Annotated in this window: 18 protein-coding genes; 8 read left to right on the top strand and 10 right to left on the bottom strand. The window is 63.0% G+C overall.

What is annotated here, in order from left to right; translation table 11 throughout:
• Positions 1-87: 87 nt before the first annotated feature.
• Complete coding sequence (locus G9U53_RS17310) at positions 88-735, top strand: TetR/AcrR family transcriptional regulator (RefSeq protein WP_007730038.1); 648 nt, start codon at positions 88-90, stop codon at positions 733-735.
• A 2-nt stretch (positions 736-737) separates the two neighbouring features.
• On the opposite strand, the gene G9U53_RS17305 is transcribed toward G9U53_RS17310, so the two are convergent.
• Positions 738-1,199 (bottom strand): SRPBCC family protein, encoded by a 462-nt coding sequence (locus tag G9U53_RS17305; RefSeq protein ID WP_003940411.1) that lies wholly within the window; start codon positions 1,197-1,199, stop codon positions 738-740.
• Positions 1,200-1,288: 89 nt separating this feature from the next.
• Here G9U53_RS17305 and G9U53_RS17300 point away from each other — a divergent pair, with 89 nt between their 5' ends.
• Positions 1,289-1,915 (top strand): TetR/AcrR family transcriptional regulator, encoded by a 627-nt coding sequence (locus G9U53_RS17300; protein ID WP_030536574.1) that lies wholly within the window; start codon positions 1,289-1,291, stop codon positions 1,913-1,915.
• Between the two features lie 109 nt (positions 1,916-2,024).
• Here G9U53_RS17300 and G9U53_RS17295 read toward each other — a convergent pair whose 3' ends face one another.
• Complete coding sequence (locus G9U53_RS17295) at positions 2,025-2,603, bottom strand: TetR/AcrR family transcriptional regulator (RefSeq protein WP_165638954.1); 579 nt, start codon at positions 2,601-2,603, stop codon at positions 2,025-2,027.
• A 34-nt stretch (positions 2,604-2,637) separates the two neighbouring features.
• Between G9U53_RS17295 and G9U53_RS17290 the strand changes: the two genes are divergently transcribed.
• Complete coding sequence (locus G9U53_RS17290; RefSeq protein WP_207624346.1) at positions 2,638-3,615, top strand: DMT family transporter; 978 nt, start codon at positions 2,638-2,640, stop codon at positions 3,613-3,615.
• Here G9U53_RS17290 and G9U53_RS17285 read toward each other — a convergent pair.
• The 6 genes from G9U53_RS17285 to G9U53_RS17260 form a co-directional block, all read right to left on the bottom strand.
• On the bottom strand, positions 3,602-4,423 hold the full coding sequence (locus G9U53_RS17285; protein WP_242692582.1) for a tyrosine-protein phosphatase: 822 nt from the start codon (positions 4,421-4,423) through the stop codon (positions 3,602-3,604). The two genes, G9U53_RS17290 and G9U53_RS17285, sit on opposite strands and share 14 nt — an antisense overlap.
• 38 nt (positions 4,424-4,461) lie before the next feature.
• Positions 4,462-4,875, bottom strand: a complete 414-nt coding sequence (locus tag G9U53_RS17280; RefSeq protein ID WP_058037615.1) for a phage holin family protein — start codon at positions 4,873-4,875, stop codon at positions 4,462-4,464.
• A 27-nt stretch (positions 4,876-4,902) separates the two neighbouring features.
• A complete protein-coding gene (locus G9U53_RS17275) occupies positions 4,903-5,880 on the bottom strand; it encodes a DUF1214 domain-containing protein (RefSeq protein WP_030537231.1) in 978 nt (325 codons plus the stop codon).
• A gap of 66 nt (positions 5,881-5,946) precedes the next feature.
• Entirely contained in the window at positions 5,947-6,255 is a 309-nt protein-coding gene (locus tag G9U53_RS17270; RefSeq protein ID WP_058037616.1) for an SHOCT domain-containing protein, read from the bottom strand.
• Between the two features lies 1 nt (position 6,256).
• Entirely contained in the window at positions 6,257-6,694 is a 438-nt protein-coding gene (locus G9U53_RS17265; protein WP_058037617.1) for a DUF6325 family protein, read from the bottom strand.
• Positions 6,691-7,065, bottom strand: coding sequence for a PLDc N-terminal domain-containing protein (locus tag G9U53_RS17260; RefSeq protein WP_030537228.1), 375 nt, complete (start codon positions 7,063-7,065; stop codon positions 6,691-6,693). The genes G9U53_RS17265 and G9U53_RS17260 overlap by 4 nt, the downstream gene beginning before the upstream one ends.
• A 170-nt stretch (positions 7,066-7,235) precedes the next feature.
• On the opposite strand from G9U53_RS17260, the gene G9U53_RS17255 reads away from it, so the two are divergent.
• On the top strand, positions 7,236-8,771 hold the full coding sequence (locus G9U53_RS17255; RefSeq protein ID WP_042923949.1) for a LuxR family transcriptional regulator: 1,536 nt from the start codon (positions 7,236-7,238) through the stop codon (positions 8,769-8,771).
• On the opposite strand, the gene G9U53_RS17250 is transcribed toward G9U53_RS17255, so the two are convergent.
• Positions 8,706-9,293, bottom strand: coding sequence for a TetR/AcrR family transcriptional regulator (locus G9U53_RS17250; protein WP_030537226.1), 588 nt, complete (start codon positions 9,291-9,293; stop codon positions 8,706-8,708). The genes G9U53_RS17255 and G9U53_RS17250 overlap by 66 nt on opposite strands.
• A 95-nt stretch (positions 9,294-9,388) precedes the next feature.
• Between G9U53_RS17250 and G9U53_RS17245 the strand changes: the two genes are divergently transcribed.
• From G9U53_RS17245 to G9U53_RS17230, 4 genes are all read left to right on the top strand, one after another.
• Positions 9,389-11,167, top strand: a complete 1,779-nt coding sequence (locus G9U53_RS17245) for an ABC transporter ATP-binding protein (protein WP_007729612.1) — start codon at positions 9,389-9,391, stop codon at positions 11,165-11,167.
• Positions 11,168-11,242: 75 nt separating this feature from the next.
• On the top strand, positions 11,243-12,454 hold the full coding sequence (locus G9U53_RS17240) for an acyl-CoA dehydrogenase family protein (protein ID WP_003940162.1): 1,212 nt from the start codon (positions 11,243-11,245) through the stop codon (positions 12,452-12,454).
• Positions 12,451-13,476, top strand: a complete 1,026-nt coding sequence (locus G9U53_RS17235; protein ID WP_021345641.1) for a phosphotransferase family protein — start codon at positions 12,451-12,453, stop codon at positions 13,474-13,476. Before G9U53_RS17240 ends, G9U53_RS17235 begins: the two co-directional genes overlap by 4 nt.
• Positions 13,473-14,210, top strand: a complete 738-nt coding sequence (locus G9U53_RS17230; protein ID WP_030537223.1) for an SDR family oxidoreductase — start codon at positions 13,473-13,475, stop codon at positions 14,208-14,210. Before G9U53_RS17235 ends, G9U53_RS17230 begins: the two co-directional genes overlap by 4 nt.
• Positions 14,211-14,214: 4 nt before the next feature.
• Here the strand turns inward: G9U53_RS17230 and G9U53_RS17225 are convergent, their stop codons facing one another.
• Positions 14,215-14,760, bottom strand: a complete 546-nt coding sequence (locus tag G9U53_RS17225) for a hypothetical protein (RefSeq protein WP_007729604.1) — start codon at positions 14,758-14,760, stop codon at positions 14,215-14,217.
• Positions 14,761-14,847 lie beyond the last annotated feature (87 nt).

Here is a 14,847-nt window from a genome sequence, read left to right as displayed (position 1 = left end):
GAGATGTCGCCGGCTTTGCCGTATAAGTAGCTGGTGACCTCTCGCGCCGAACCTCAGGAGAACTGGGAAGACCGTCCGCCACCATCCATGGCTGCGACGGAGCTTCTGCGTGACCTGCCGGTGACTGCCCGCGGCGTCCGGACCAGGGCTTCTCTGGTCGCAGCGGCTCGAACGGTGTTCGAGCGCGCAGGGTATCTCGACGCCCGTCTCACGGACATCACCAAGGAAGCGAACTGCTCCACCGGCACGTTCTACACCTACTTCGACAACAAAGAGCAGATCTTCGCCGCAGTTCTCGACGTCGCGCAGGAAGACATGCTGCACCCAGGCATGGGACGGGTCCGCGACGTCGACAATCCGTATGCGGTCCTCGAATCGAGCAACCGTGCCTACCTGACGGCTTTTCGCCGCAACGCCAAACTGATGGGTCTGCTCGAGCAGGTATCGCACATCGATCCGGCCTTCGCGAAACTGCGTCGGGACAGAGCCGAGACCTTCATTTCTCGTAATGCCCGAGCCATCGAACGCTTGCAAGCAGCTGGCAAGGCAGACGCCTCGTTGGACCCGCTGTTGGCTTCCCGAGCACTGTCGGCGATGGTGAGCCGTCTTGCCTACAGTTCATTCGTCTCCGAGGAACCTGGCGCCGACGGCAACCCCGTCCCGTTCGAGGACGTCGTCAAGACGGCTACTCAGGTGTGGGCCAACGCGCTGGGACTCGAAGGCGACCGCGGGTAGTTTCAGCCTTCGCCGCGGGCCGCGAACTGCTCCTCGAGGCTGTGGCGCAGTGTTTCCTCGCTGTTCTTGACAGCGTTTTCGACGAACGGTCCGATCAATCGGCCGAGTGCCTTGCCGGCAATGCCGCCGGGCAGTTTGTAGGCGAAGTCGACGGAAAGCTCGGTCTTGGAATCGTCGATCGCAGCGAACTCCCACGTGGACGAGTTGGATACACCGCCGAGCGAGGACAGCTTGATGATCCGATTCTTCTCCCACTCGGTGACCTCGAGTTTGGAGCGCAACGTGCTCGGCCCGATCTGCATGGCCGCGTCGAACGTGGCGCCGAGTCCCTGATCGAACTCTCCGAACGGGGTGAACTCGGAAACACCGAACATCCACGTCGGGACATTGCGGTAGTTGTCGATGTAGTCGAAGGCGACATCAACCGGCACGGCAGCAACCGCGGTGTGGCGAACATGGATCATGACTGGTCCCTGTCTTTCGGTGAACACCGACTCTAACCAATGGCTCCGACGTGTTCGGCGGCGGCGCAAGAGCGATCTACGGTATCGGTATGACGAACGAGCTTCCGGTACGCGGGTCCTGGCGCGATTACGAAGACCTGGGACTACCGAAACCGCTCGCTGCGGCGTTGGAGGCGTTCGTCGAGCAGGGCTATCACGGGACTTCGATCCGTGACGTCGCGTCGCGGTCCGGGCTGTCGGTGCCGGGGCTCTACCACCACTACCCGTCCAAGCAGGCTCTGCTGATCGGTCTGGCGACCGTTGTGATGACGGAGTTGTTGGAGCGAAGCCGCGCCGCCGAACTCGATGCCGGGGACGATCCCTCCGATCGCTTCGACGCGGTGATCGAATCTCTGTTGCGGTTCCACATGTTTCGGCGCGAGCAGTCGTTCGTCGCCTCCTCCGAGATCCGCAGCATGGAGCCCGACAGCCGGGCTGGTTACATCGCCCAGCGCGACGAACAGCAGAAGCAGGTGGACCGGATCGTCCTCGACGGCGTCGCCTCGGGCGTGTTCGAAGCCGACCATCCCGAGGACGCCAGCAGAGCCGTGGTGACGATGTGCGTTGCCGTCGCGGTCTGGTACCGACCGGACGGTGAGTTGTCTCCGGACGAGTTGGTGGAGAGGTATTTGGAGATAGCGAGGCGCATGGTGGGGGCGAAGCGGGTGGGGGAGTGACTGTGGGGGCGAAGCGGGTGGGGGAGTGACTGTGGGGGCGAAGCGGGTGGGGGAGTGACTGTGGGGGCGAAACGGGTGGGGGAGTGATCTGTTGACGCAACGGCGCGAATCAGTCTGAATTTTTGAGCAATTCGAGCGCTGCGTTCCGGCCGGCACCGAAGGGGTCGGTGCCGATACCGATCCCGTCTGCGACGAGGGCACCTTCGTGAAGCAGCATGATTGCCTCGACGAGACGTTCGTCGGCTTGCCCGTCCGTCGCCAGAATGCGCCGAAAGACGTCCAACATTTCCTGCTTCTGTTCGGCGATGACAGCGAACACCGGGTGTGACCGATCGCTGAACTCGGCGTGAGCGTTGATCATGCTGCACCCCTTGCCTCCGCTCGCCTTGGACCAGGAGGCGGAAGCGTCGAATACCGCACTCAACTGTTCGGCGCGGCTAGCTCCGGCTGATGCGAGCTTCTCGTCGCGAAAGATTCGCCACCGCCGATCTCGAGCCCTCAGGTATTCCACGACGAGACCGTCTTTCGAGCCGAACCGTTCGTACAAAGTCTTCTTCGTGACCCCGGCGTCCAGTGCGACGGTATCCACGCCTACGGCATGAATCCCCTTTTCGTAGAACAGCTTCGACGCAGACTCCAGAATGCGACGCGCTTTCGGAGTCAATTCGGGTGTGGATTCCTCTGCCATGGACAAAAGTATACCGATCTGTATAGTCGGGCTCATGAGTAAACAGATCGGTATACCTCGGATCGTGACCTCGAGATCTGCCGTGACGGCTACCTTGTCGGTCCTGTTCGTCGCGTGCTGGAGTTCGGGATTCATCGGAGCCAAACTCGGCGCCGGCAGTGCCGAGGTCCCCACACTGCTGATGTGGCGATTTCTCCCGCTCGCGGTGGTACTGCTCCCGATTGTCTGGCTCTCCGCCCGGCGCCGGAACACGATGCCCGCACCGCGGGCTCTCGGCAGGCAGGTGGTGATCGGGATGCTCTCCCAGAGTGGCTACCTGTTGTCGGTGTACTGGGCAGTCGATCTCGGCGTGAACACCGGAACCACAGCGCTGATCGACGGTATTCAGCCGCTGGTGGCTGCCGCACTGCTCGGTCCGGTCCTCGGTGTCGCAGTCCCGCGTATGCAGTGGATCGGGTTGGCCATCGGAATGGGCGGCGTCGTGATGGTCACGGCAGCCGATGCCGGGGCCGGCACATCGGCGCAGTGGTGGGCGTACGCGATTCCGTTCCTGGGGATGCTCAGCCTGGTTGCATCCACCTTCGTCCAGCAACGCGCTCCCACGTCCACACCGCCACTGCAGGCTTTGGTCATCCACTGCTCAACCAGCGCAATAGTTTTCACAACTCTGGCGATCGTCTCGGATGCTGCCGTACCGCCGAGTGTCAGCACATTCTGGATCGCGTTGCTCTGGTTGATCGTGTTGTCCACCTTCGGTGGTTACGGGCTGTACTGGCTGTTGCTCCGCCGCATCGGCATTACGTCCGTCAACACCCTGATGTTCTTGATCGCCCCCGTCACCGCGGTCTGGGGTGCACTGATGTTCGGAGAATCCTTCACTCCGTTCACCGCGCTCGGCTTGGCGGTGGACATCGTCGCCGTCGTCGTGGTCACCCGGGTGGGCAATCGCCCGAAGAAGCAGGACGAGGGCACGGATTCCTGCCCGCCGAGAGCTTCGATCACGTCGCGCTGATGAAGGCCGATCGGGATGTGAACCGCTCGCGGAGCGCGGTGAGTTGCTCTGCGGTGAGCTTCAGTCCGTTGATTGCGTAGTCCTCGACGGTGCCGAAGTGCGTGCGCATTTCGTCGAGAGCTGCGTCGAAATAGCTGTCACGGACTCCGAGGAGGGGTCGTAGCACTTCTGCGTCAACGCCTTTGCTCGCGGCGAAGTCGAGGATCGGTTCTGTCATGGGGGCCAGATCGGTGTTCGTCTCCAGGTAGTCGGCGCGTACATCGGCTTCGTCGGCCCCGAGGAGGAGTAGGAAAGAGGTCGCGGCCCACCCGGTTCGATCCTTGCCGGTGGTGCAGTGGAAAAGTGCTGCCCCGGTGCGTTTTTCGTCGATGAGGTCGAGGTAGAACGTGCGATAGGCGTCGAGAGCGGACGGCAGGCTGACGAAGTTGCGGTTGGCTTCCTCCATCTGTGCGATCCCACGTCCATCGCTGATGGTCTCGGCGTATGCGACCGGGTCCGTCATGAGTAGTCCAGTGGCCGCGGCGTTTTGGGCATTGTCGGCAAGTACGTCGAGCCAGACTGTGCGCGTCGAGTCAGGGAGATTGTCGAGTGCGCCGTCGCGCTCGGCGGCGGTCCTCAGGTCGTATACCGTCCGGACGTCCAAGTCGGCGACCGCGGCAAGGTCGTCGCCGTCGAGTTTCGCCAGAGTCGCCGAACGATAGAGCGCGCCCGCGCGGACGGTGCCGGCCGCAACAGGAATGCCACCGAGGTCCCGGAAGTTCGGAGCGGTCTTCAGGAGAACGCGGCGATCGAGCGGGTGAGTTGGCATGGCTGACTCCTTGTGGGTTCCGTTTCCGAACTGATCATTCATGCCTTCTGCACACTGCGCACGAGCTTTTCGGCATTGCGTCTCTTGATCCACTTGTCGATGACGAGAGCCATGAAGATCCACCCGCCCAATGCCGTGATCACCCACACGATGATCGGGGCGAGGATCCAGGACCCGACGCCGCTGATCTCGATACCGTCGGGGACCAGGGTCGCAACCCAGAGCGCGAGCAGTGTGGCGACCAAGCCGACACCACCCGCGAGCGGAGCCGCGTAGTGCAGTGCCACGCTGAGCACGAATGGGCCGAGGATCATGTGTGCGAGGGTTAATACACCGATAGCGGCCAAGAAGCCGTTCACGCTCAGGCTGACCCCGGGAAGAGCAAAATGCACGACGATCAGCGCGATCGCGCCGAGAACACATTGCGAAACGAGCTGAAATAACAGACGCATGGCTTGTACCTCCGTGATCAGGTCGAGTCACCCGAGAGTGGTGTGTGCGTGGGGAACGCTTTGCTGCAGGGCTTCGGGACGAGGCGCCGTCCAGGTGCCGTCGAGCACGGAGGGACGGGGGCGGTACAGGCGCAGTACGTAGTTCCACCCGGGCATGATGGGCAGTGCGTTCGCGACGCCGTCGAGATGGACCCCGAAGCGAATGGTGGTGCTGCCGTCGGAGTCTGGGGTGGCCGTGAGGCTGTTGATGCTGTTGACGCCCAGAGCGTTCTCTTCGAAGTATCCGGCCGCGTTGTACAGCGAGACCGACCAGAACGCATCCACGGGAACATCGTTCAGGCGGAGACGGTATTCCCCGACCGGGAGACGTTCGTCGAAGTTGACGTAGGTGGCCTCGTACTCGGGAAGGCCACCCCAGCCGGATGCGGTACCGAGCAGGTGCCTGATCGGATCGACTTCCGCAGCGGTACCGAATGAATGGTCGTACGTGGTGATGCCACGCGCGAGTGCGAGGAGTGCGTCGCGGGTCTCGGTCTGCGATTGCTCGTCGTAGTCGGGCAACGGGAACTCTCCCGTTCCGCCGCCGTCGATGTTGAGGGCGTCTTGCAACCGGTTCACCTCGGCGACGTCTTCGGGGCTGTTCGGATCGACGAGGATGCGCACGATCAGTGCGGCGTAGTCGGTCCCGACCAATTCACGCGTGAGCAGGTGCTCTCCCGGGTCGCGCAGGATGACGGGACCGTAATGATCTTGACTGACCACCCACACGGAGATGTAGCGCTTGCCGGTATCGGGCACCGTGATCGTGACGTTCTCGCGCACGTCGATGATCGCGCTGCTGTACAGAGTGTCGCGGTTCTGGCGGATGATCGGCTGGTTGTCGAGTGACCCGAGATCACGAGTGTGGTTCCACGTGCCCAGGCCGACGCCCGCGGCCAGGCGAGCGAACATGAGATCGGATTCTGCCCGATTGAAGTTCAGGACGTTGACGGCGATCGTGGACATAGCGGGTTCCATTCGGTGTCGGGTACGGAAGCGGGCGCGGGAATCCCTCGCCACTGTCGGGGTGAATCAGCCGAGCAGTCGCGCTTTGGCGGCTTGGAACTCGGCCTCACTCAGCAGGCCTTGTGATTTGAGGTCGCCGAGTTTCTGCAACTCGGCGACGAGATCGACCGGGGCCGCGGGTGCGGGTGTGGGCATCGGGAGTGCGGCATGCTGCTGGGCGAATTCGTACTGCGCCTGCTCGTAGTCGGTCTGAGCTCTCCTTTGCCGGCGGGTGGCCATACCGTCGCTGACGGCGGTCGCAGTACCGGTGACGACCGCGGTGCGGGCGGCGAGGCCCAGTAGTCCGGGGCGGCCTCGTCTCGGGATGTACGGCATGTCAGACCTCCAATTTCGGGATGATCGTGTCCATGAGGGCATTGACGACGGGTGCGGGTATCCGCTCGTAACCCAGTAGCACCGCGCCTGACGCAGCGGTGCGGGCGGCGAGTTCGCGCTGATAGACCAGCTCGAGCGCGACCAGCAGCGCTGTGGCACCGGTGGGAATGGCTGCCGCGAGTTCGGTGATGTCCTCATGCCCGAGCAGACCGGACGCGCCGAGCATCTCGACGTTGATCTCGAAGCCGTTCGGCAACTCCTCGACCTCGACGAGGACGAGTTCACCGTCCTCGGACTTGGAGATGACGATCAGGTCGAGTAGTCGTACCAGGCCGGTGTCGGTGAGGTCGGTCAGCGCGGAGAGTGCGGCCGGGTCGAGGCTCTGTCCAGGCAGGCCGAGAAGGTAGAAGTCGACGGGGCCGAAACGCGCGGCACTCACGAGAGGACCTTCAGCTTGAGTGCGGCGAACTCGTCCTCGCTGATCGCTCCGGCTTCGAGCAGTGCTGCGGCTGCGGCGATCTCCTCGCTGGGGCTCTTCCCCGCGACCTCGCGGATATACGATTCGGCGGCCTTCTCGGCGTCGCGTGCGGCCTTGTTGCTGCGTTCCGTCATCCCTTCGCCGCGGGCGACGAGATAGACGAGCGCGGTGAGGATGGGCAGGAAGAGTAGGAAGAACACCCAGACGGCCTTCAACCAACCGCTGAGCTTGTGGTCGCGGAACAGGTCGGCGATGATCGCGAACAGCGCGAAGAGATATCCGATGAAGACGGTTGCCCACAGCATCCAGCCGAGGCTTTCCCAGAAGCTCATGTGTCTTATCCGTTTCGTGTCAGGCCTGCGCACCGGGATTCCGCCGACTAGCGCATTTCGGTTGATTCCGGCAATTCTCACTGGTTTCCGCAGGCTTCGATCGCGGTCTCATCCGAAGCGGATGAGACCGGATTTCCACGGACATCGAACGTCTCGAGTATCTTCGACACATGATCGAAGCCGTGCGTGACGCACTCGCCTCTGGTGAGGCGGAGCAGGCTCGACGAGTCCTGCGGAAAAACTGGCTTCGTTTGATTCTCGAATCTCACACCAGGGAACTCGAGCAGCTCTGCCTTGCTCATCCCGATCCCCACGATCCGCACATCCTGCTGATACGGGCGTGCTGCCGCGATCTCAGCGGTGATCCGTACGGCGCTGAGTTTCTCCGCGGGCAGGGTCTGCGGGTGGCGTCCGACGATTTTGTCGTCTGCTTCACCGACCTGCTGCTCGCTCCGGACACCTCGACCAAGGCCGTCATCGCCGATCGCGCTCGCCACGCGCTCGCCCAGTGTGAGCCCGAGGATGATTACCCGTCCGCGCTCTTCCTCCTCGGGTGGACCGAGATCAGGCTTCGTCGTGACCTTCCTCGTGCCATCGCGCTACTTCGCTCGGCCGGCGACGAGGCGCAGTTGCAGTCGCGTACGGAGACGTTGCGTCTCGCACAATCCAATTTGGCTTTCGCGCTCACCCACGCAGGGATATTCACCGAAGCCGAACAGATCCTCGACGGCCTTCCTGCTCGAGAGGTGGCGTCCGACTGGGAACGCTTCGAAGGCGGTCTCCCACAGTCGAATCGAGGGTGCATCGCCTACTGGCGTGGTGACTTCGAGGAGGCGATCGCTCAGTTCGACTCGATCATCGAGGAGGGCAGTCCCGGAACCAACTTCGAGGCGCTCGCCCGTCTGTACCTGGTAATGAGCCTGATCGCTCTGAACCGGGAAGACCGGTACCACAACGCCGCTCGTCTGCTGCGAGGCGTGAGCACTGCGGACAAGCACGGCATTCCTTGGGATACGCTGCGGCGCGTCACCACGGCCTGGCTCGCCCACGCTCAAGGACAGGACGAGCAAGCTCGCCGCATCGCAATGCCCACGCTGACCAGAACAGGTGCTGCGGTCGCTCACGCGCTTCTCGCGGAGCTCTACCGAGTCATGGGGGATCCGGAACCGTCGGCTCAAGCGCTTCGCTTGGCAACCTCGGCCGCGCTGCCGCGATATGCGCTGGTGAGCACCCTTGTCACGTCTGCCGCCCTGAGCTCCGTCGCCGGGCGTGGACCGCAGGCGCACGAGCAGTTGGATCGTGCGCTGGCGGAAGCAATCCCCGAGCGGATTCTCGCCCCATTTCTGAGCGGCGATCCGGTAATCGTCGATCTGTTGAACGCGCACGCAACACAGGGGTCGAGACACCAGGAGCTCCTACGCACGATTCTGGAAAAACGGGGCCAGCTCTCTGCCAAGCTCGCCGGAGTCCTGACGGAACGTGAGAAAGAGATCCTCACTTTTCTGCGAACTACGATGACTGCAGACGAGATCGCTGCGCACCTCGGCATCGCCTATCCCACTGTGAAGACTCACATTCGCTCGATCTACCGCAAACTAGGCGTGACCAAACGGCGTGCCGCTGTTCAAGCAGCCGACAACCTAGACCGCGGGATCGGGGGCGATTCCGCGGCGGAGGCTGCGAACCGTCAGATCCAAGGCTTGTAGTCGCGTCCCGGAACCGCGGTTCACGTAGTCCATCGACGTGTAGAGCAGCGACCACAGCAGGTTCTGCACCCAGTCCGAACCCATGTCGGGGTCGATGGAACCGTCGGAGTGTCCGCGCTCGATGGCATCGGTGACTGAGTCGTCGTTCGACGCGGACTCGGCAAACGAATCTTCTTGATACACACCGGGAGTGAAGAACAGGACCGTCAAGAGGTCGGCCAGTTCGAAGTATTCATGGCACAGGCGAACCAGTGCTTCGGCTCCGGTACCCTCGCCGAGTCGAGCTGCTGCTGCTGCCTCTCCGACGGCGCGGGTGGCCTCGGCCGCGACTGCGTCGACCAGGTCTGACCGTTCGGGAAAGTAGCGGTGCAAAGTGGTCCGGCCGACCTTTGCGGCCGAAGCGATCTCGCTGAGGGTCGCAGCAGGCTTGGATGCGAACACCGAAACGGCAGCATCGAGGATGGCCTTCCGTGTGCGCTCGCGGGTCGCGCTTTGTTCTGGTGCGCTGTGGATCGTTGTCACGAATCCGAAGCGTAGCCGTGTCCGGTTTCGGTATCCAGTGTTTCCGAATCGGAATTTCTCTTGCCCTTTATGGAACATTCGTGTTCCATAAATTCATGCTTGAATCCGACGCTTCTCAGCCCGCACCGAAATGGAGCAATCTCCGCGTCCTCTCGGAGTTCGCTCGACCGCATCTGCCGTCGCTCCTTCTCGGATTGGTACTGGCGCTGTGCGGCTCCGCGGCGACGCTGGCAACGCCCATGGTCACCAAGTGGGTTCTCGACACCCTCGATACCGGTGCGTCGCTGAAAGGACCTATCCTCACGCTCGTCGTCCTTCTGATCGTCGGTGCCGTGCTCGGTTGTGCTCAGTGGATCGTTCTCGGAACCGCCGCCGAGAAGGTTGTCTTCGACGCCAGGTCGTCGCTGGTGAAGCGATTCCTGGCGGCGACCGTACCTTCGCTGCAATCGCGATCCGTGGGTGAATTGGTCACCCGGGTCACGTCTGACACCTTGCTGCTGCGTGAGGCTGCGTCGTCGGCCGCGGTGAATATTCTGAACGCAGCCGCGTTGACCATCGGAACGATTGTTCTGATGGGCGTACTGGATCTGCCGTTGTTGGGCGTCACCATGGTGGCAATCGTGTTCGCCTCCATACTCTTTGCCGTTCTGATGCCTCGGATTTCCGCAGCCGAAGCGCGAACCCAGGAATCGCTCGGTCAGCTCGGCGGCGTACTCGAGGGTGGCCTGCGTGCGATCCGGACGGTCAAGGTTTCCCTCGCCGAGGATCGCGTCGGGGCTCTGGTGACGAACAATGCGTCCGATGCGAAAAAGCATGCGATCACGGCGGTGCGAGTGTCGGCAACCGCGTGGACTGTCGCGTGGACCGCCATTCAAGGATCGATCATTGCCATCCTGGGCTTCGGTGCCTGGCGAGTCGCCGACGGCGAAATGGCAGTCTCGACGCTCATCGCGTTTCTGCTCTACGCCTTCACCCTGATGGGGCCGGTGTCGGAGCTTGCGCAGAACGTGACCTCCGTTCAGTCGGGAATCGCGGCAGCTATCCGGATTCGCGAGATGCAGTCGTTGCCCACCGAGCAGTACGACGAGGTCGTGGACGTGGTCGCGAAAACCAACGCTGCCGCGCCGCTGATCGAGTTGCGCGACGTCACCGTGAGCTACCACGGATCGAACCAGCCGGCGTTGCGCGATGTCTCGCTGGTCATTCCGACGCGTGGGCACATGGCCATCGTCGGCCCGTCGGGTGCAGGAAAGACGACCTTGCTCTCGACCGTGCTGCGATTTGTCGAACCGCGATCGGGTGAGGTTCTCCTGCATGGAGTCGGTTACGACGCGCTCGATCACCGCGCTGTGCGCGAGAGTCTCGCATACGTGGAGCAGGAGACACCGGTGGTGCCCGGAACGATTCGGGAGAACGTCGTCTTCAGCCATCCCGATGCGACGGACGAAGAAGTCCAGGCCGTTCTGCGCTTGCTCCGGCTCGACGACGCGATCGAGGCCCTGCCCAACGGACTCGACACCGCTCTGACGGCCACTTCGCTGTCGGGCGGCCAACGTCAGCGGATCGCGATGGCGCGCGCAGTTCTGCGGCCGAGTGCTTTGCTTCTGCTCGACGAAGCCACTGCCCAGGTCGACACGCTCACCGAAGCCGCGATTGTCGACGCGATCAACGAACGTGCGCGCACCGGGGCCGTGGTGACTATCGCTCACCGGCTCTCGACGGTGCGTGACGCCGACTGGATCGTGGTCATGGAAGACGGTCGGATCCGCAACATCGGCAACCATGACGAGCTCATGGACAAGGACGATCTGTACCGCGACATGGTGGTTGCCGGCCGGCTCGATCAGGGCGAGGCAATGCTCGAGGATTGTTGACCCGACGCGTCGGCGTGTGCGAGAGTGCTGATACCGAGCGATCGCTCGGTCGGGATGTTCTTTCGGAGGTGGCTGGTGGCAATCGATCTGACGTACGCGCCCGAGGTGGTGGCGCTGATCGAGAAGACGCGCGACTTCACGCGCAACGTAGTGCTCCCCATCGAAGACGAACACGCCGGTGACATCGCTGTAGCGGGTGGCGATGCAATCCGCATCGAGATGCAGTCGGCAGCAAAAGAAGCCGGTGTCTTCGCCCCGCATGCGCCGATCGAGTACGGCGGACACGGACTCAACATGAGTGATCGCGCGCCGGTCTTCGAGGAAGCCGGCTACTCGCTATTCGGGCCGACGGCGCTCAACATCGCGGCGCCGGACGAGGGCAACGTTCACATGCTGGCCCACGTGGCGAACGAAGCACAGAAGCAGCAGTTCCTCGCGCCGCTCGCAAGCGGGGACATGCGGTCGGCATTCGCCATGACCGAACCCGCGCCCGGAGCGGGATCCGATCCCTCGGCTTTGAACACCCGCGCCGAAAAAGTCCCCGGTGGCTGGAAGATCAACGGTAAGAAATGGTTCATCACCGGCGCCGACGGCGCCGGGTTCTTCATCATCATGGCGCGCACGTCCGGCGAGCCCGGGCAGCGCGGCGGAGCGACCATGTTCCTGGCGCCGACGGACACTCCCGGCCTGGTAGTGGGTCGACACATCGACACCCTCGACAAGGCCATGATCGGTGGGCACTGCGAGGTCACGTTCGAGGATCTCTTCGTACCCGACGAGGCTGTTCTCGGTGAGGTCGATCAAGGTTTCGCCTACGCGCAGGTTCGCCTCGGTCCCGCCCGCATGACGCACGTGATGCGCTGGCTCGGTGCAGCGCGCCGCGGCCACGACGTCGCCGTGGCCAGAGTTGCCGAACGAGAAGGCTTCGGCTCGAAACTCGGTGATCTCGGAATGATCCAGAAGATGGTCGCCGACAACGAGATCGACATCGCAGCCAGCCGCGCACTTCTGGTGCAGGCCTGCTTCGAACTCGATCAGGGCGGGCACGCGAGCAACGCGACGTCCATCGCCAAGACCTACGCTGCCGAGGCAATCTTCCGGATCGTGGACCGCTCCATTCAGATGTGTGGCGGAATGGGCGTGTCCGGCGATCTGCCGCTGGCACGCTTGTCCCGCGAAGTGCGTCCCTTCCGCGTCTACGACGGCCCGTCCGAGGTTCATCGCTGGGCAATTGCGAAACGTGTTGTCGGAGCTGCGAAGCGCGCTGCTCGGGAGGAGTCGAAGTGACGGACTTTCCAGGACTCGATCTCGCGGCGCTCCACAAGTATCTGCAAGCCGCAGGCGTCGAGGTGAGCGGTGAGTTGCGAGCCGAACTGATTTCAGGCGGCAAATCCAATCTCACCTACGGAATCTTCGACGACAACTCGAAGTGGATTCTGCGTCGTCCACCCACGGCCGGCCTCACGCCGTCGGCGCATGACGTTGCGCGTGAGTTCCGAATCACCTCGGCGTTGCAGAACACTGCCGTGCCGGTCGCGCCGACCGTCGTGCTGTGCGAGGACGCCTCGGTGATGGGTGCGTCGTTCACGGTGGTCGAGTTCGTCACCGGTCAAGTGATCCGAACCAAAACCGAGTTGGAAGCTGTTCCGGCAGAGCTGGTCACGCAGTGCACCGACGAGTTGGTGCGTGTTCTCGCTGCCCTGCACGACGTCGACTACAACGCAGTGGGTCTCGGCGAACTCGGCCGACCCGACGGTTACGTAGCCCGCCAGGTGAAGTTGTGGGCCGGTCAATGGTCACGCGTCAAGACCGAGGACTCGGCCGATGTGGACAGGTTGGCGTCGAGCCTCGCGGAATTGATTCCGGCGGAATCGGCTTCGTCGATCGTGCACGGCGACTACCGGATCGACAACACGATTCTCGCGGCGAACGACGTCACCAAGGTTGCCGCAGTGGTGGACTGGGAACTGTCGACGCTGGGAGATCCGCTGGCGGACATCGCGATGATGTGCGTCTATCGGCATCCCGCGCTGGATCTGGTTCTGGGTGAGCCTGCTGCGTGGACGAGCCCGTCGCTACCGTCCGTTGTCGATCTGGCGCAACGGTATTCGTCCGTTTCGGGTCGTGAACTGGCGCATTGGAACTTCTACATGGCGCTCGGGTTCTTCAAACTCGCCGTCGTGGCGCAGGGCATCGATCACCGATTCCGGGCAGGAGCCACCGTCGGCGGGGGATTCGACAAGGCTGGATCTTCTGTGCCGGAACTGATCTCGGCCGGACTCAACGCACTGCAAGGGAAATTCGAATGACTCGATCAGCACTGGTCACCGGCGCCTCCAAGGGAATCGGGCTCGGCATCGCAACACGCTTGGCTTCGCAAGGGTACGGGCTGACCATCACGGCGCGTGATACCGAGCGGCTCGCCGTTGTCGCCGAAGAACTTACCCGCGCCGGATCGCCGGACGTCGTCGTCTCGGCCGGCGACATGGCGGACGAGAACTTCGCCGCAGCACTCGTCGCCACACACAATGAGCGATTCGGCTCCATGAGGGCTCTCGTCCTCAACGCCGGAGTGGGAACCAGTGGGCGAGTAGCGGATTACCCGATGCGACGTTTCGACAAGACCGTTGCCGTCAATCTCCGAACACCGTTTGCACTATTGCAAGCGTCGCTGCCGCTCCTGCGTACAGCGGCGGACGCGGACCTTGCCGGCGGAGCGAAGGTGATCGCTCTCGCCTCGATGGCCGGTGTGTATGCCGAGAGCGGCCTGGCCGTCTACGGAGCCACCAAAGCTGCGCTGATTTCGATGGTCGAGGCACTCAACGCCGAGGAATCCGGAAACGGCGTCAGTGCGACGGCCATCGCTCCCGGTTACGTCGACACCGACATGTCGGCATGGACACACGATCGGATCACACCGGACACCATGATCAAGGTCGACGACATCGTGGAGTTGGTGGACGGTCTGCTCAAGCTCTCGTCTCGAGCGGTCGTTCCGAAGGTCGTCATGGCGCGGGCCGGGACCAACGGCTACTCCGCCTGAAATTTCAATCCAGCTTGGCTTCGCCCCGCTTGCGAAAGAAGTGAAAGCCAGGCACCCCGACGATCGCCTGCCGCAGGTCCTTGACCACTCCGAGGAGTTCGTGGATCTCGGGCGAGACGGAGTCCAAGGTTCCGAGGATGGGCAACACCGCGGCCACCCGGTCGGTGAGCTCCGGTAGTTGGTCGATCAGCTTGATCGCGGCGCTGACCTCTGCCTCGGAAAGATCGTCGGCGAACCTGGCGGCCAGCGGCGCGAGCTGTAGGGCGATGGGCTCGTAGATCTCGAGGAGTTGTCCCGCGATGTCCGACGTCTGCTCGACGGCCTCGACCAGTGTCTCAGCGCGAACGGTCACGGCGGCAGCTCCGATGACGACGCGGTCGGCGTTGTCGGCGATCTGGTTGATGCGCGCCACCAACCTCTCGACCGAGAAGAGGAGCGCCTCGAGTCGAGTGGGCAGGGTGACCGCAAAAGCGACCGTGGACAGGGACCAGTGCACCACGTCGCCGACGGAGCGGACGACGGTGGAGCTGCCGGGCAAAACTAGAGCCATCCCTCGATACTGCCTGATGTGACGTCAAAGTACAGGTAAATCTCACATTCACGAGGCCCGCGGCGTCTTCGAGGTGTCGGTGCCGGC

It is taken from the genome of Rhodococcus sp. D-46 (genome assembly GCF_011290655.1).
In the GTDB taxonomy this organism is placed as follows: Bacteria; Actinomycetota; Actinomycetes; order Mycobacteriales; family Mycobacteriaceae; genus Rhodococcus_F; species Rhodococcus_F qingshengii.
This window is presented reverse-complemented; position numbering and strand designations above follow the sequence as displayed.